The 17,313-nt window shown below is 66.7% G+C and carries 14 protein-coding genes; 8 read left to right on the top strand and 6 right to left on the bottom strand.

The genetic code is table 11. The annotated features are described in order from the left end of the window. The first annotated feature begins 1 nt into the window (after position 1). From MMB92_RS29630 to MMB92_RS29620, 3 genes are all read left to right on the top strand, one after another. A complete protein-coding gene (locus tag MMB92_RS29630; RefSeq protein WP_080322675.1) occupies positions 2 to 1,327 on the top strand; it encodes an FAD-binding oxidoreductase in 1,326 nt (441 codons plus the stop codon). A 93-nt stretch (positions 1,328 to 1,420) separates the two neighbouring features. Continuing rightward, a complete protein-coding gene (locus MMB92_RS29625; protein ID WP_006481882.1) occupies positions 1,421 to 2,890 on the top strand; it encodes an aldehyde dehydrogenase family protein in 1,470 nt (489 codons plus the stop codon). Positions 2,891 to 2,959: 69 nt separating this feature from the next. After that, the gene (locus MMB92_RS29620; protein ID WP_006498169.1) at positions 2,960 to 4,147 is read left to right on the top strand and encodes a M20 aminoacylase family protein; all 1,188 of its coding nucleotides are present in this window, start codon (positions 2,960 to 2,962) and stop codon (positions 4,145 to 4,147) included. Positions 4,148 to 4,252: 105 nt separating this feature from the next. Here MMB92_RS29620 and MMB92_RS29615 read toward each other — a convergent pair whose 3' ends face one another. After that, on the bottom strand, positions 4,253 to 5,773 hold the full coding sequence (locus MMB92_RS29615) for a GGDEF domain-containing protein (RefSeq protein WP_034203518.1): 1,521 nt from the start codon (positions 5,771 to 5,773) through the stop codon (positions 4,253 to 4,255). A gap of 326 nt (positions 5,774 to 6,099) precedes the next feature. On the opposite strand from MMB92_RS29615, the gene MMB92_RS29610 reads away from it, so the two are divergent. After that, positions 6,100 to 7,395 carry an MFS transporter gene (locus MMB92_RS29610; RefSeq protein WP_006481900.1) on the top strand — a complete coding sequence of 432 codons (1,296 nt, stop codon included), beginning with the start codon at positions 6,100 to 6,102 and terminating at the stop codon, positions 7,393 to 7,395. A 58-nt stretch (positions 7,396 to 7,453) separates the two neighbouring features. Then, on the top strand, positions 7,454 to 8,236 hold the full coding sequence (locus MMB92_RS29605; RefSeq protein WP_006481888.1) for a substrate-binding domain-containing protein: 783 nt from the start codon (positions 7,454 to 7,456) through the stop codon (positions 8,234 to 8,236). 24 nt (positions 8,237 to 8,260) lie between these two features. On the opposite strand, the gene dctA is transcribed toward MMB92_RS29605, so the two are convergent. The 3 genes from dctA to MMB92_RS29590 form a co-directional block, all read right to left on the bottom strand. Then, a complete protein-coding gene (gene dctA, locus MMB92_RS29600) occupies positions 8,261 to 9,589 on the bottom strand; it encodes a C4-dicarboxylate transporter DctA (RefSeq protein WP_277563130.1) in 1,329 nt (442 codons plus the stop codon). Positions 9,590 to 9,623: 34 nt separating this feature from the next. Continuing rightward, the gene (locus MMB92_RS29595; protein WP_006481880.1) at positions 9,624 to 10,547 is read right to left on the bottom strand and encodes a LysR family transcriptional regulator; all 924 of its coding nucleotides are present in this window, start codon (positions 10,545 to 10,547) and stop codon (positions 9,624 to 9,626) included. A 155-nt stretch (positions 10,548 to 10,702) separates the two neighbouring features. Beyond that, complete coding sequence (locus MMB92_RS29590; RefSeq protein WP_006481878.1) at positions 10,703 to 10,894, bottom strand: hypothetical protein; 192 nt, start codon at positions 10,892 to 10,894, stop codon at positions 10,703 to 10,705. Between the two features lie 559 nt (positions 10,895 to 11,453). Here MMB92_RS29590 and MMB92_RS29585 point away from each other — a divergent pair. From MMB92_RS29585 to MMB92_RS29575, 3 genes are all read left to right on the top strand, one after another. Continuing rightward, positions 11,454 to 13,592, top strand: coding sequence for a polysaccharide deacetylase family protein (locus tag MMB92_RS29585; protein WP_205670761.1), 2,139 nt, complete (start codon positions 11,454 to 11,456; stop codon positions 13,590 to 13,592). Between the two features lie 15 nt (positions 13,593 to 13,607). Continuing rightward, positions 13,608 to 14,843: a S53 family peptidase gene (locus MMB92_RS29580; protein WP_077057002.1), complete on the top strand. Its 1,236-nt coding sequence runs from the start codon at positions 13,608 to 13,610 to the stop codon at positions 14,841 to 14,843. 106 nt (positions 14,844 to 14,949) lie between these two features. After that, positions 14,950 to 15,963 carry a hypothetical protein gene (locus MMB92_RS29575; protein WP_277563129.1) on the top strand — a complete coding sequence of 338 codons (1,014 nt, stop codon included), beginning with the start codon at positions 14,950 to 14,952 and terminating at the stop codon, positions 15,961 to 15,963. 180 nt (positions 15,964 to 16,143) lie between these two features. Here MMB92_RS29575 and MMB92_RS29570 read toward each other — a convergent pair whose 3' ends face one another. Continuing rightward, positions 16,144 to 16,458: a hypothetical protein gene (locus MMB92_RS29570; protein ID WP_006481895.1), complete on the bottom strand. Its 315-nt coding sequence runs from the start codon at positions 16,456 to 16,458 to the stop codon at positions 16,144 to 16,146. Positions 16,459 to 17,110: 652 nt separating this feature from the next. Further along, the coding region (locus MMB92_RS29565; RefSeq protein ID WP_212067060.1) for a hypothetical protein at positions 17,111 to 17,313 on the bottom strand (203 nt) is incomplete at its 5' end.

Raw genomic sequence — 17,313 nt, 5'->3', positions numbered from 1 at the left:
CATGTCCCCTCCGTTGCGTCATATCGAAACCTTGTCCACGCCGCCGGCCGCGGCCGACGTCGTCGTGATCGGCGGCGGCATCATCGGCGTCTTCACCGCCTACTATCTGGCCCGCCGCGGCGTATCGGTCGCGCTCGTCGAGAAGGGCCGCATCGGCGCCGAACAGTCGAGCCGCAACTGGGGCTGGTGCCGGCAGCAGAACCGCGACGCGCGCGAGTTGCCGATGGCCAGCAAGAGCATCGATCTGTGGGAACGATTCGCCGCCGAATCCGGCGAAGACACGGGCTTTCATCGCTGCGGGTTGCTGTATCTGAGCAATGACGACGCCGAGCTGTCCCGCTGGGCCAGCTGGGGCGAATTCGCGAAGACCGCGGGCGTGACCACGTATATGCTCGACAGCAAGCAGGCCGCCGAGCGTGGACGGGCGACCGGGCGGCAGTGGAAGGGCGGCGTGTTCTCGCCGACCGACGGCACGGCCGACCCCGGAAAGGCCGCGCCGGCCGTGGCCGCCGCGCTGATCAAGCTGGGCGGCAGCGTCCACCAGCACTGCGCGGCGCGCGGCATCGAGCTGGAGGGCGGCCGAGTCGCCGGCGTCGTCACCGAGGCCGGCGTCATCAAGACGCGCACGGTCGTGATGGCCGGCGGCGCATGGGCGTCGTCGTTCTGCCGGCAGCTCGGCATCCGGTTTCCGCAGGCGTCGATCCGTCAGTCGATCCTGAGCGTGTCACCCGTCGAAACACCGCTGCCGGAAGCGATGTACACATCCGGCGTGTCCGTGACGCGACGCAGCGACGGACGCTATGCATTGGCGATCAGCGGCCGCGCGCGCGTGGACCTGACGCCGCAGTTCCTGCGCTTCGCGCCGCAATTCGTGCCGATGTTCGCGAAACGCTGGCGCAACCTGCTGCCGGGCGGTCTCGAAGGCGTGCGCGGCGGCCACGAAACGCTGAAGCGCTGGCGCCTCGACGCGCCGACGCCGATGGAGGCGGTGCGCATCCTGGATCCGAAGCCCGACATGCCGACGGTCGCCGAAACCTACCGCCGCGCGGCCGAACTGTTGCCCGAGCTGCGCGAAGCGAAGATCACGCACGCGTGGGCCGGCTTCGTCGACAGCACGCCGGACGGCGTGCCGGGCATCGGTGAAGTGCCGGGCGTGCCGGGGCTGATCCTCGCGGCGGGCTTTTCGGGTCACGGCTTCGGGATCGGCCCGGGCGCCGGGCACCTGATCGCGGATCTCGCGACCGGTGCGCAACCGCTCGTCGATCCGGCGCCGTATCGGCCCAGCCGGTTCGCCGAATCCGCGTGGGGCAAGGTGGCGGATTTCTAGCGGGCGGCCGCGACGCGTTCCGGCCGCTGCTTCGGCTCATCACGGCCTTCGCCGTGCGTCGACGCACGGTATCGACTCAAGGATATTCCTGCCATGCATTCCCCCGTCAATTCACCAGTTCATCGCCTGATGCAAGCCGGAAGGCTGGATCGGTTCTTCATCGACGGCGACTGGGTCATGCCCGACGGCCGTGACCGGTTCGCGATCGTCAGCCCGTCCACGGAAGACACGCTGTGCGAGATCCCGCTCGGGAACGCACATGACGCCGATCGCGCGGTGCAGGCCGCGCGCCACGCGTTCGAACGCTGGTCCGCGACTTCACCGCAGGAACGCGCCGCGCTGCTCGATCGCATCCATGCGTTGATGCTGGAACGCGCCGAGTTGTTCGCCACGGCACTCGCGCTGGAGATGGGTGCGCCGCTCGGCTATGCGCGCGCCGCGCACGTGCCGCTCGCGGCCGAACATATCCGGGTCGCACGCGACAACCTCGCGCGCTACCCGTTCGTCGAGCGGCGCGGGACGACCGCGGTCGCCCGCGAGCCGATCGGCGTGTGCGCGCTGATCACGCCGTGGAACTGGCCGATCTACCAGATCACCGCGAAGGTCGGGCCGGCGCTCGCAGCCGGCTGCACGGTCGTGCTCAAGCCGAGCGAGCTGTCGCCGCTCAGCGCGCTGCTGTTCGCGGAAGTGATTGCCGATGCGGGCGTGCCCGCCGGCGTCTTCAATCTCGTGAGCGGCAGCGGCGAAACCGTGGGGGCCGCGCTTGCGTCGCACCCGGAGGTCGACATGGTGTCGATCACCGGATCGACGCGGGCCGGCGTGCTGGTGGCGCAGGCGGCCGCCACCACCGTCAAGCGCGTCGCGCAGGAGCTGGGCGGCAAGTCGCCGAATATCGTGTTGCCGGATGCGGACCTGTCGCGCGCGATCCCGCCCGGCGTGGCCGCCGCGTTCCGCAACATGGGGCAGTCGTGCAGCGCGCCGACCCGCATGATCGTGCCGCGCGCCGTGCTCGGCGCGGTGGAGGCGCTGGCCGTTGCGGCGATGCAGGGACTCGTCGTCGGCGATCCGTTCGACGACGCAACCACGCACGGGCCGCTGGCCAATCGCGCGCAGTTCGGCCGCGTTGCACAGATGATCGACGTGGGCATCGACGAACGCGCGAAACTGATCGCCGGCGGCCCCGGCCGACCCGCGGGGCTCGACCGCGGCTTTTATGCGCGGCCGACGATTTTCTCCGACGTGCGCACCGACATGGCGATCGCGCAGCAGGAGATCTTCGGCCCGGTGCTCGCGATCCTGCCTTACGACACCGTCGACGAAGCGGTCGCCATCGCGAACGACACGGTCTACGGGCTGGGCGCGCACGTGCAAGGCACCGACAAGGAACACGTCCGCGCGGTGGCCGCCCGCATCCGGGCGGGGCAGGTGCATCTGAACTACCCGGCCTGGGATCCGCAGGCGCCGTTCGGCGGGTACAAGCAGTCGGGCAACGGCCGCGAGTACGGGATCGAAGGGATGGAGGAATACATGGAGATCAAGTCGATCGTCGGCTGTTACGACTGACCCAGCCGCCGCGCGCGACACGCGCCGGCATGACGGCTGCAAGCCCGCTACTTTCCGAAGGTGCCTAAATTGGACAACCCCGTCACTCCCGTCCCGTCGCTGCACGCGCATCACGCGCACTGGGCAAAGCTGCGCCGCGACCTGCATGCGCATCCCGAGTTGCGATTCGAAGAACACCGGACCGCCGACGTCGTCGCCCGCGAGCTCGAGGCGCTCGGCTATGCGGTGTCGCGCGGGCTGGGCGGCACGGGCGTGGTGGCGAGCCTGCCCGGCACGGACCCGGGCCGCGGCATCGTGCTGCGCGCCGATCTGGACGCATTGCCGATCCACGAAGCCAACGACTTCGCGCATGCATCGTGCACGCACGGAATCATGCACGCGTGCGGCCATGACGGCCATACCGTGATGTTGCTCGGCGCCGCGCGCGTGCTGAAGGCAATGCCGCAGTTGCCCGGCACCGTCCATTTCGTGTTTCAGCCGGGCGAAGAGGGCGGCGCGGGCGCGCGCAGGATGATCGACGACGGGCTGTTCGAGCGATACCCGACGGAAGCGGTATTCGGCATGCACAACTGGCCCGGGTTGCCGGCCGGGCATTTCGGATTGCGTACCGGCCCGATCATGGCCGCCGGCTCGCGCTTCAGGATCACGGTGACGGGCAAGGGCGCGCACGCGGCACAGCCGCATCTGGGCATCGATCCGGTGCCGCTCGCGTGCTCGATGGTGCTGCAGTGTCAGACCATCGCCGCGCGGCACAAGGACCCGGTGGACCCCGCGGTCATTTCCGTCTGCATGTTCCATGCGGGCACGACCGACAACGTGATTCCCGACACCGCCGAGCTGCGCGGCACGATTCGCACGTTGTCGTCGGCATTGCAGCAGCAGTTGCAGCGCGACGTGCGGCTTGCGTGCGAGGGGTTGGCGCATGCGTATGGTGCGCAGGTCGACGTCGAGTTTTTTCAGTACTATCCGGCGACGGTCAATACGCCGGCCGAGACGGCGCTGTGCGAAGCGGTGATTCGCGCGACGTTCGGCGACGAACGCCTGTCCCGCGACGTGCCGCCGAACATGACGTCCGAAGACTTCGGCTTCATGCTGGAGGAGCGGCCGGGCGCGTACGTGCTGATCGGCAATGCGCAGGACGGCGCGACGGCACCGTCGCTGCATCATCCGAAATACGACTTCAACGACGACATCATTCCGGCCGGGGTCCGGTACTGGGTCGAGCTGGCGCAGCATTACTTCATGCGCTCGTCGTGATGCGTCGGGGCGGGGGGAGGGCCGGTTGACGGCTGGTCTGTCGGGCGTCGTCTGGTCGCGGCGCACCGCCGGGCGAACGCCACGCGCCGATGCCTTTTCCCCGCTTCACGCCGGCTGCGCGACCGGCTCCGCCTGCGCGCGACGCACACGATTCCTTCCTTCGCGCTTCGCTCGGTAGAGCGCCATGTCCGCGTCGTGCGTCAGCGCATGCACCGACGCATGCCGTGCGCGCCGGCTGGTCGCGCAGCCGATGCTGACGGTGAAGGGCGGAACCGTTTCCGCAAACCCGTCGAGCCGGTTGCGTTCGACTTCGCGGCGAATCGCGTCGGCGACCCGCGCGGCCCCGTTTTCATCGGTATCCGGCAACACCGCGACGAACTCCTCGCCGCCATAGCGCGCGGCGAGGTCGCCGCGCCGCCGCGTATGCGCGCGGATGCATTCGGCGAGAAAGCGCAGCGCCGTGTCGCCCAGCGCGTGCCCGTGCCGGTCGTTGTACTGCTTGAAGTGATCGGCGTCGATGAACAGCACCGAGAGGCTGCCGCCGCTGCCGCGCTGCAGCCGTTCCCATTCGTCGGCCAGCGCGGTATCGAGCGCGCGGCGATTGTGCAGCCCGGTCAGCGGATCGGTGCGGGTGAGGTCGGTCAGCAGCGTCTGCTTGCGGAAGTTGTCCCGCAATGCGAAGGCCAGCAGCCAGACCACCGCGCAGAACGATGCGCCGATCACGGATGCCGACACGCCGACCGTCCACGACAGGCGCCGGATGCCGGCCAGCACGTCGCTTTCGGCCGGCGCGACGACCGCGATCAGCGGGGTGCCCGGTATCCGCTGGTAGGTATACAACCGCATGGTGCCGTCGATGCTCGATCGCGCGGGATAGAAGCCCGATTCGCTGTTCACCATCCGCTTGAAGGATGTCGAACGACGCAGGCGGCTCATCTGGCCGTCGTTCAACGACGGGTTTCTCGCGAGGATCGTGCCGTCCGCGCGCACGATCGCGCTGACCCCGTTCGGCCCGACATCGAGGCGGGACAGAAGCTGCTCGAAATAGGCGAGATCGATGGCGACGACCGCGATCCCGTCGAACCCGTGATCCGGCCGCTCGATGCGCCGCGACAGCGCGATGGACTCCTTGTCGCCGCGCGAGCGCGCGCGATAGGGCTGGGAGACGTAGAGACCGAGATTGTCCGCATCGCGATGGACCTTGAAGTAATCGCGATCGCTGAAGTCCCAGCGATGGGTCGCGCTGCAGCAGCCGTCGATCAACCGGCCGTGCCGGTCGGTCACGCCCATGCCGGTCACGTACTGCGCCGCGGTGCGCTCGAACAGCAGGTCGTGCCGCAATCCGGCGTCCATGCGCTGTACGGACGGCTTGCCGAGATCGACGGTCAGCGCGATCAGCGCGTTGTTCGACGTCTCGACCGTCCTCGAGATCTGGCTCGCCAGCACGGCCGCGACGTTGCGCGACGTCTCGTGCGCGTGCTCGACGACCTCGCTGCGCGCGGCCCACAGCGTCACCGCGCTGATCCCGAGCGCCGCGAGCGACATCAGCGTGCCCAACGCACCGACGACGAGCGGGTTGCGTCCGGCCCAGTCGGCGATTTTCTCGATCGAAGTGAATGCGGGCATGCTCGCGCTCGTTTGGGACGCCGGCTGCAATGGCGCCGGCGCGGGTCAAATTCTCGTTAACGGCACGGTTAACAAAAAATCGAGGCCACGCGTGGTGGCCCGCCGACGATGGCGGCATCGCACGGCGACGCAAACGTATGCGGCCTCGCAGCGAGATGCCCGATCGCCATCCGGACCTGCGCAGCGTTTGCCTATTGATAACGACACTGCATCAATCGTTCCAAAAATCGCACTTATCGTTTGAGCGATACCGCGCCAACATGCCGGAAAACGACAATCAGACCAGTCCCTCCCGCGTATTCCAGGATTTTCAGGAGACACCCTCGATGCATCCCTCGTCCAGCCTTCCGGCCGAACGCTCGAAGGCCGCCGCGATCTTTCGCGTCACGGCCGGCAACTTTCTCGAGCAGTTCGACTTCTTCCTGTTCGGCTTCTACGCCACGCAGATCGCCAACGTCTTCTTCCCCGCGCAAAGCGAGTTCGCGTCGTTGATGATGACCTTCGCCGTGTTCGGCGCCGGCTTCCTGATGCGGCCGCTGGGTGCGATCGTGCTCGGCGCGTACATCGACGAGGTCGGCCGCCGCAAGGGCCTGATCGTCACGCTGTCCATCATGGCGAGCGGCACCATCCTGATCGCGTTCGTGCCGGGCTACGCGACGATCGGGCTGCTGGCGCCCGTGCTCGTGCTGATCGGCCGGCTGCTGCAGGGCTTCTCCGCAGGCGCCGAACTGGGCGGCGTCTCGGTCTATCTGGCCGAGCTGGCGACGCCTGGCCGCAAGGGCTTCTTCACGAGCTGGCAATCGGCGAGCCAGCAGGTGGCGATCGTCATCGCGGCGGCCCTCGGTTTCGCGCTCAATCAGTGGCTGAGCGCATCGCAGATCGCCGCCTGGGGATGGCGCGTGCCGTTCTTCGTCGGCTGCATGATCGTGCCGTTCATCTTCATGCTGCGCCGCAACCTGGAGGAAACCCAGGAATTCAAGGCACGCAAGCATCGTCCGGGCATGAAGGAAGTGTTCGGTACGCTGGTCCAGAACTGGGGCGTCGTGGTCGCCGGCATGATGCTGGTCGCGATGACCACCACGAGCTTCTATCTGATCACCGTCTACGCGCCGACCTTCGGCAAGACGGTGCTGCACCTGAGCACCGCCGACAGCCTGCTCGTGACGCTTTGCGTCGGCGTGTCGAACTTCGTGTGGCTGCCGATCGGCGGCGCGCTGTCCGACCGGATCGGCCGCCGGCCGCTGCTGGTCGGCATGACGATGCTCACCGTCGCGACCGCCTACCCGGCGCTGTCGTTCCTTGCGCACGCGCCGTCGTTCGCCCACATGCTGCTCGTGCTGCTCTGGCTCTCGTTCATGTACGGCATCTATAACGGTGCGATGGTCGTCGCGCTCACGGAGGTGATGCCGGTGCAGGTGCGGGTCGCGGGCTTTTCGCTCGCCTACAGCCTCGCGACGGCCGTGTTCGGGGGCTTCACGCCGGCCATCTCGACCGGGCTCATTCACATGACCGGCGACAAGGCCGCACCGGGCTACTGGATGAGCTTCGCCGCGGTGTGCGCGCTGCTGGCGACGTTCGCGCTCTATCGCCGGCACGCCGCGACGTTGACGCCGGCGCATTGATGTCCGGCCCGGCCGGAACGTTCATCCCACCCACGCATTCGTACGACCACGACCAACCATGAGAAATCTGCTCCTGAAATGCTGCGCGACCGCGCTCGTCGCCACCGCGGCGGTGGCGGCCAACGTCCAGGCCGCCGAGCTGCACGTGATGAGCTCGGGCGGCTTCACCGCCGCCTACAAGGTGCTCGGCCCCCGGTTCGCGTCGACGACCGGCAATACGCTCGACACCGCGCTGGGTCCGTCGATGGGCAAGTCGCCCGAAGCGATTCCGAACCGGCTCGCGCGCGGCGAGCCCGCCGACGCCGTCATCATGGTCGGCTACGCGCTGGACGATCTGATCAAGCAGGGCAAGGTGATCCCGGGGTCCCGCGTCGATCTGGCCGACTCGCGCATCGGCATGGTCGTGCGCGACGGCGCGGCCAAGCCCGACATCAGCACGGCCGAAGGCCTCAAGCAGGTGCTGCTGCACGCGAAGTCGATCGCCTATTCGGACAGCGCGAGCGGCGTGTATATCGAGCGCGAACTGTTCAAGAAGCTCGGCATCGACGAGCAGGTGAAGTCGAAGGCGAAGATGATCCCGCGGATTCCGGTGGCGTCGGTGGTCGCGAACGGCGACTACGAAATCGGCTTCCAGCAGGTCAGCGAGCTGCTGCCCGTCAAGGGGGCGACCTTCGTCGGCAAGATTCCCGAATCGCTGCAATCCGTCACGCGCTTCGCCGCCGGCATTCCGGTCGGCGCGCAGCATCCGCAGGAAGCGAAGGCGTTGCTCGACTATCTCGCATCGCCCGACGTGCAGGGCGACGTGAAATCGACCGGGCTCGATTCGGTTTCGGCTCATTGAGCCGGAGAGACGGGAAGGCTTGGGTCAGCGTGCCTTCCCGTCCCCGCCCGCATGGGCCGCGATACCGTCTTCATCGACTCCGTTCGGCGAGGCCGGCCCGGCCATCGCGAGCGTCCGCACAAGCCGCGCACGATCGCACGCCCCTTCCCACGACGACACGAAAATCACCGCGCACGCATTGCTGATCACGCTGGTCAGCGCGCGCGCCTCCGACATGAAGCGGTCGATCCCGACCAGCAGCGCCACGCCGGCGACCGGCAGGTCGGGCATCACGGCGAGCGTCGCGACCAGCGCGACGAGCCCGCTGCCGGACACGCCGGCCGCCCCCTTCGACGTGAGCAGCATGATCGCGAGCATCGTCGCGATCTGCGACGCGGAAAGGGGAACGTCGCACGCCTGCGCGATGAACAACGCCGCGAGCGTCAGGTAGATCGCGGTACCGTCCAGATTGAACGAATAGCCGGCCGGCAGCACGAGGCCGACGACGCCCTTGTCGCAGCCGAGCGCTTCCAGCTTGACGATCAGGCGCGGCAGGACCGGCTCCGTGGACGAGGTCGCGAGGACGATGAGCAACTCTTCGCGCAGGTAGCGCAACAGCCGCCACAGCGCGAAGCCGTGCAGTCGCGCGAGTGGTGCGAGCACGCCCGCGACGAACAGCACGCAGGCCACGTAGAAGGCCATCATCAGCTTCGCCAGCGAGCCGACCGAGCCGATGCCGAAGCGGCCAACCGTGAAGGCCATCGCACCGAATGCGCCGAGCGGCGCGAGCCGCATGATCATCGCGAGCACGCGAAAGACGACCTCGGCGAAGCCGTCGAGCAGCGCGAGAACGGGCCGGCCGGCCCGCGGGTGCGCGTTCAGCGAGAAGCCGAACAACAGCGACAGCAGCAACACCGGCAACACTTCGCCGTTCGCGAACGCGCCGAGCATCGTGTCCGGGATCACGCCGAGCGCGAACGCCACGAGCCCGGGCGGCGCCGCATGCTTCACATACGGGGCGAGGAGGCTCGCATCGAGGTGATGGACATCGATGTGCATGCCGGCGCCCGGTTGCAGCACGTACGCGGTGACGAGCCCGAGCGCGAGCGCGGCGGCGGTCAATAGATAGAAGAGCGCGAGCGCCCGCACGATCGTGCGGCCGATGGCCTGCCCGTTCGACAGCGACGTGATGCCCGACACGATCGTGCAGAAGACGATCGGCGCGATGGTCATCTTCACCAGCGCGACGAACGCGTCGCTGAGCGGCTTGAGCATCGCGCCCGCCGCCGGCCACACGTGGCCGATGCCCATGCCGAGCATCATCGCGAGCAGGACCTGCACGTACAGCGATTTGAGCAGCCGGGCCCGCCTCACGATGCGGTCGTCCTTCGTTTCCGTTCCGGCGCCGTCATGCCGATGTACCGCTGTCGGCGGTGCTGCCGCGCTTCGCGTCGACGACCATCCGGTGAAATGCCTCGGCGGCGGGCGTCAGCGCGCGCCCGCGCCGCTTGACGATGCCCACGCGCCGTTTGACGACCGGTTCGACGAGCGGCACGCTCGTGATGACAGGGTGGTCGTGCCCCGGCATCGCCATCGACGGCACCGCGGCGACGCCGAGCCCCGCCTCGATCAGCCCGAGCAGGGTCGTGACGTGGCGCGTCTCGCAGACGCTCGGCGTGCGCGGCGCGACGGCCGCCAGCGCCTGGTCGAGCAGCAGGCGGTTACCGGACGTCTTGTCCACCGATACGTAATCGTGCGCGTAGAGTTCGTTCCAGGTCACGCGCTTCTTGCGCGCGAGCGGATGGTCGCGGCGGCAGGCGGCGACGAACCGTTCCTGGAGCAACACCTTGAACTCGATCTCCGCCTCCTGGCTGCCGATGAAGCTCACGCCGAAATCCGCCTCGCCGCTGATCACCGCGCCGAGCACCTCGTTCGCGCTGGCGTCGAGCAGTTTCACGCGGATGCGCGGAAAACGCTGATGATAGCGGGCGATGATGGGCGGCAGGAAGTAGTAGGCGACCGACGGCACGCAGGCGATCGTCACATGGCCGAGGCGGCTCGATGACACGTCGCGGATGCCGAGCAGCGCGGCGTCGAGATCGTCGAGCAGTTGTTCGGCGCTCTGGGCGAACACGCGGCCGACGGTGGTGAGGGTCACGCGGCGCGTGGTGCGCTCGAAGAGCCGCACGCCGAGCGCGTCCTCGAGCTTGTCGATCCGGCGGCTCAATGCGGGCTGGGACAGGCTGATCGCATCGGCGGCCTTTCGGAAACTGCCCGTTTCCACGACCGCGCGAAACGCCTGCAAGTCCGTCAAATCGAAATTGATGCCCACGGGGTCACGCTCCGCCACTCGGATTTCAGATGCGGAGCATTTTGCATGATTCCGCCGGTAGCCGGCGGATTGCGTCGTTCGCGCGGCAGCGATGGCGCGGCGCGGTGTGCCGCGCGGCCGGCGGTGATCCCGCTGGCCGCGCCGCTTCCGGACACTCAGCGAGCCGGATCGGACGGAGGTTTCGTCTCGGACAGGTCGTCCTCGTGAACCTCCGCCTGGCGCACCGTGGTGCCGTCGTCGCCGGTTTCGGAAATATCGGTTTCGAAGGTTCGCTGCCCGTCGTCGGGCTTCTCCGCGGGCTTCGCGTCGCCGGTTTGCTTGCCTGTCTGTTGCTGTTCACGTGTCATCTCGCTCTCCTGATCGCAACCTGGAATGTTGCGCACCGTTCAGGCGAGCAAGGCGCGGGCCACGCCGGTGTTGCACGGCAGAATCATTTTCCGTTGATGCCCGGCGCGCTTGCCGATGCCCGACGCGGCCGGCAGCGAGCGCGAGCCCCGGCCGACACAGCGCCAAATAGCGTCACATCGTCCATCTCGCCCGCGGCCGCCGGCTTCGCTCCATTACGCGCGACATGCGCCGTATCGACGCTGCAACGTTTTGCGCTCGATTTTCGCGTCCCGGATGCTCGACCTTGCCCATGGCCGGCCCGACGGCGCGGTTGCGAGACTGGCACGTTGTTCGCTTCACCGGTCGTAGTGGGAACGATAGCCGCCGAGCACCCGTGATCGTCCGACCATTCGACGCGCATGCGTCGCGGGGTGTCCGACAACACGGCACGTTCGTGCTTCGCCGCCAGCCGACGGCGCCACCCGACCGACGCAGACCGCCCGCTGACGATGAGCGGGACGCGCGGGCCGTGACGCGTCGAGCATCGGCGGTCGTCCCACCTTCTACGGGGAGATAAAAATGTTGGCCAAGTCAATCCGGACCCTACGAGCCGTGCTGATCGTCTTCTCCGTTTGCCTGATGACGCTGGCACCCGGGCGGGCGAGCGCACTGTCGAACCAGTTGCTGTTGCTGCTGCCGGACAACTTCACGCTGCCGGACCCGCGGGTGTCCGCGTGGCTCGATTCGGCGGCGGAAGAGGGGCTGCAGATCGCGCTGATCAGCGACACGCAATTCAAGCAGGGCGGCACGTCGCTGCAGCAGTACCAGGGCCTCATCCTGCCCGACCAGGTGCATACGGTCGCCGACGATACGCTCGTGAGCGCCATCCAGACCTACGCGTTGAACGGCGGGCGCGTGATGCTCGTCTATGATTTCGGCGTACTGAACGCGGCAGGCTTCTATCCGGCCGGGCAATCGCGCTTCAGCTCGATGGCCGGCGTCAACTACGTGCTCTACGATACGCTCGGCGGGAACATGATCGGCCTCGGCAGCGTGACCGGGATGGGCAGCACGTTGCGCGCGCTGCAGATTCCGCCCGGAAAGTCGATGACATGGCCGGGCACGACGGCGGCCGCGACCGCGTCGGCCACCACCCTGTCGAGTACGTCGACCGGCTCGACGACGAATCCGCCGCTCTACCTGCAGCCGAGCACGTCGAACCCCGGCGGGCTTGCCGGTTACAACCATCAGGCGTACTTCACGTACAAGACGGTGAACGGACGCATGACCGGCGTGCCGCTGAATCTCGGGCGCGTGTCGACCGGCGCAAGGGTCGGCTCCGGATCGTACTGGCCGAGCTCGACGAGGCCGTCGTCGGCATCGACATCGATGTCGATGAGTGGCGCGACGTCGTTCGCGAGCACGTCGCCTGCCGCGACGACCGACGTGCTCGAAGGAATCTCCGGCTACGTCTACGGTTTCCTCACCTATCCGAGCTACGTCACGCAAGGCACGTATACCGGCACGACGCTGCTGACGTCGCCGAATTTCGGGCTCGTCGCCGGCTATCAGGCGTATGGAAACGGCGGCGTGATGTTCGTCAACCTGCCGCTCGCGTATCTCGACGGACAAACCGACAGCATGCCGATCCACGGCTTCCTGCGTTACTTCACGACGAACGTCCTGTCGATGCCGCGCCTGTCGCTGCAGCCGCGTGCCCAGGCCGGGATGGTCCTGAACTGGCACTTCTGCGCGGAGGACCAGATCCAGCCGGCGCAGTATCTGAAGAATTACGGTATCTGGAACAACGGCCCGTATTCGATCGTGATGACGGCCGGCCCTGACGACGTGACGATCGGCGATGGTCTCGGCATCAACCTGACGAACAACACGCAGGCGAAGCAACTGGTCGCGTTCCTGCTCAAGCGCGGCCACAACGTCGGCAGCCACGGCGGCTGGGCGCACGACTACTGGGGGGCGAACGCCAGCGAAACCAACGCGAGCACGTTCACGCAGTACCTGGTGCTGAACCGCAATGCGGTGCAGTCGGTGACGGGCAAGCCGGACATCGAATGGGCGGCGCCGGAAGGCAATACGCCGACGTGGGCGGTGAACTGGCTCGAATCGAACGGTTACTCCGGCTACTACTTCACCGGCCATACCGGCAATGCGCAAACGCGTGCGTATCGCAACGGTTCGCTGCTGAATCCCGGCATCTGGGCGTTTCCGGTGATGCCGTTCGGCAAGTACGCGACGTTCGAGGAGTTCCAGGAGTTCGCGGTACCGACCGCGGACGTGCAGAACTGGTATCTGTCGCTGATGGATTTCGTCGTCGCGAACCGCACGAGCCGGCTGATCTACATGCATCCACTCGGCGCGTCGTGGTATCCGAACGTCGTCACGACAATCCTGAGCCGTGCCGCGTCGCTCGCGAAGACCGGCCAGTTCAAGTGGTTCACGATGGATCAGCTCACGCAGTTCGACCGGCGCCGTCTGCTCGTGAACTGGACGGCGACCGACACCGGCACCGGCTGGACGTTCAGCGCGACGCACCCGAGCAGCCTGCAGGACATGACCTGGCTGCTGCCGAAGAGCACGTACCAGATGCCGAGCGTGAAAAGCGGAAGCGCAACGATCGTGAGCACCGATCCGGTCAACTGGCTGGTGATCGCGGGCACGGGCAAGTCGCTGTCGTTCACGAGCGCGAAGGCGCATTGACCAACGGGGAACATCATGAAGCGAGCTTCGTTTGCGCGTGCGCTGCGAATGCTGGTCGTTTCGGCGAGCGTCGCGCTCTTGTGCGGCGTGTCGTTCGCACAGTCCTCACCGCGCGCGCCGCGCGGGTTTGCACGGCCGCCGCTCCATCTGCACGGCGCCGCGAAACGGAATCCGGCCGGCCTGTCACCGCAGCAGATCCGCCGTTTCTACGGGTTCGATCAATTGCCGGCGCGCGGCTACGGTGGCGACGATCAGGTCGTCGCGATCGTCGATGCGTACGACAACCCGAACGTCGTGGCGGATCTGCGAACGTTCAGCCGCACGTTCGGCCTGCCGCCGTGCGCGTCGCCGCGCTGCTTCACGAAGGTGTACGCGACCGCCGACAAGCGTCCGCCGCCGCCCGACGCACTGTGGGCGCTCGAGAGTTCGCTCGACGTGCAGTGGGCGCACGCGATCGCACCGAATGCGCGGATCGTGCTGGTCGAAGCCGCATCGAGCTCGCTCGATGACCTGATGAGCGCGATCGCGCTCGCGACGAGTCCGGCCCCGGGCGGGGTCGGTGCGAAGGTCGTGTCGATCAGTTGGGGGAGCGGGGAGTTCCTGGCCGAAACGCAATTCGACGGGCAGTTCGCCAGCGCGAACGGCGTGTCGTTCGTCGCAGCGTCCGGCGACGGCGGCAACGGGATCGACTACCCGGCCGCGTCGCCGTACGTGCTGAGCGTCGGCGGCACGTCGATCGCGACCGATGCGAGCGGCGCCTATGCCGGCGAAACGGCATGGGCCGGCAGTGGCGGCGGACAGAGCGCCGTCGAGACGGAGCCGACGTATCAGTCGAACTTCCGGATTCCGTCGGATAGCCTCGGCTTGCGCGGGCTGCCCGACGTCGCCTATGACGCAGATCCGGCATCCGGCTTCGCTGTCTACGATTCGTACGGCTATGCGGGGCAGGGCGGGTGGTTCGTGGTCGGCGGCACGAGCGCGGGCGCACCGCAATGGTCCGCGTTGATCGCGATCGCGAACAGCTTGCGCATCGCGCACGGCAAGACGACGCTGAACGCGGTGAGCGCGCTCCAGACCGTGCTGTACGGGCTCGCCGCCAGCGCCTACGCGGCGAACTTCCGCGACATCGTCAGCGGTTCGAACGGCGCATGCGGCGCGCTTTGCACTGCGACAACCGGATACGACTACGTAACCGGCCTCGGGCGCCCGATGGCCGCCAATCTGGTCCAGGCGTTGATCGCCGCGCCGTGACGCGTACCGCAGCGGAAGAGCGCGGGCTGGCTCCATCCCTCGCGGCCTCCTATAATCGCCATCAGCTTGTCCGGGAAGTCGCGGTTATCAAGGCGAGGGAGGGCAAATGGGACCGTACCGTCGCATCTATTCGCGCGTCATCCTCACGAGTTCGATCGCCGGTCTGGCCATGCTTGCTGGCCCGGGCAACGCGCATGCCGAGGACAGTGCGTCGAGCTTGCCGATCGACTTCAAGCCATCGGAAAGAACGATCAACGCCTATGCGGTGTATGGCGACGGACGCGCGACCGAGGGGGGCGACATGCATTGGCGCGCCTACGAAGTCGGCTTCGGCGACGTCCTGAACGACTACCTGTCGGTCTACCTCGCGTATCTGAACGAGGGGCATCCGCTGGATCACCACCGTGACGGCTTCGCCGCGCTGGGCTCGTTTCGTTGGCCGGTCGGCAGTCGCGTGACGCTCGAACTGTCGGCCGGGCCGTATTTCAGCATGGACACCACGCATGTCGACAATCAGGCGCGCAACGAAAAGCGCTGGGGTGTGCGTGCGTCGGCAGCGGTGCGGTATTACCTCGTGCCCAATCGCTTCTTCCTCAAGCTGCAGTACAACCACGTCCAGATGTTCAGCGGATTCAATTCCGACGCGGTGCTGTTCGGCATCGGCTCGGATTTTGGCGGCGATCCTCGCCCGGCGCTGTCGGACGGCAAGACGCAGGTGAGCGTTTGGGCCGGGACGTCGCAGACGAACCGCCCCCAAGTACCGATCGAAAAGGGCTACATGATCGAAGTCAAACGACCGTTCGGCAATGCGTGGGCCTATTCGGCGAGCTTCGTGTACGAAGGCAACAATGGCGTCGCGGGCCGAAGGGGCGTGGCCGCGCAATTCTGGTACGTCGCGCCGATCAAGAGCAAATGGACGCTTTCGGCCGGTGTCGGTCCGTATCTGTCGCATGACCGGGACGAGGTCTCGCGCAAAACGAGGCTCAATGCGTTGCTCAGCGCGCTGGTGACCTATCAGGTCACGAACGATTGGGCGGCGAGCTTGCGCTTCAATCGCGTCGCAACCGGTAACAACAAGGACCAGGACATGTTCATGGTCGGCCTGGCGCGCAATTTCTGACGGTGTGACGTCCGCGACTTCCTCGGGCCGATCGACGATGCGCGTCCGACGCGAAGACGGCGCGGGTGTGTCGCGACCATCACGCGTGGCGGGCTTTTTTCAAACCGCCGTTTGCCGTCAGTGTTATGTCATCCTGCTTATCACGATCGCTCGAACGCTAACTTCCGTTCCGGCCGCCTTTTACGCGTCTTTCAGCCAGGGCATTTCCACGGGCGACACGATCAGTTGCCGGAATTCGCGCTTCAGATCGAAGATGAAGCCGACCAGAATCATGGAATCGGCGTAAGGAATCGGGAAAACATGCGGATTTTCCGGCGTACGCAACGGGCGCTCGGGCGTGTCCGCTGCCGCCGCGGCGTTCTCGCGAACGCTTTCCAGCTCGTCGGCCATGGCCGGGCCGTTGACTTTCAGCACACGGCTGCGCAGCTCGCTCAAGGGCTCGATGCGCGCAGCGTCTTCGTGGTATTCGGGCACTTCGTAAACGAACCAGGACATTTTCGTCTCCTGTGAGAAGGGGCGCTATTCTAACGCTGCGCGCGGATCCGCTGGAAACCGTCCTCGGCTGGTCGCCGCCACGCCGGGAGCATTACGTTGCACACGACGTGATACTGAAGATGGAGGTTGTCGATTTCGACCCCAATTTGGCGATAGTCAGCATTATGTAAAATCTAGTCATTCGCGGCTGGAACGTCGCGGACAAAATCCGCCGAGCCAAGCGCGAAGGCGCGTTCACGGCCGTGCTCGCCAAGTGGCGCACGCTCGCGCTGAATCTCCCGCGCTCGTGGCGATCTGGCCCTCTCTGGACCGGTATCGGGCCACCTACCTACATCCCCCATAAACGTCGATCAACGTGGAGCGCGGCGAAGGACGAGGCCGACCGCGCCGGACGCCTCTACGCGCCGTTGTTGCCGGGCGCGAACCGCTCAACTTGATAGAATCCCCGCCAATCATCCGAACAAATCTGAGAGAGGCCGACGCGCGCCGCGCCGACGCCGTATTTCGAAGAGCACACGTATGTTGCGTAAAATCGAAGTCGTCGGGGACACGTTGTCGAGCAGTGCACTCGCCGCCGGGCGCTGGAGCGCTCGCATTCACCGCATGCATGCGTTACCTGCTGCTTCGGCAGAAACGAACGGGGCTGCTGGAGTCACTGCAGGGTCCGTGAGGCTGGCCGGTACTGATTTAAATCAAAATGTTCGGGGTCACAATTCAGCGCCCTTACCGGGCCTGTCAGGAATTTTGTGTTTAAGGCATAACATGCTCCCAAGGAGAATTTATGCCTCGCAAACCGAAAGCCCAGCCGGCGGCTCTGCCGGCGATTCCGGCCGAGTTGCTTGAGCAGTTCGGCAA

Origin of the sequence: Burkholderia sp. IO2 (genome assembly GCF_029522185.1) — a bacterium.
Classification (GTDB): Bacteria; Pseudomonadota; Gammaproteobacteria; order Burkholderiales; family Burkholderiaceae; genus Burkholderia; species Burkholderia cenocepacia.
The sequence above is the reverse complement of the archived record's forward strand: the minus strand, read 5'-3'. Positions and strand labels throughout refer to the sequence as shown.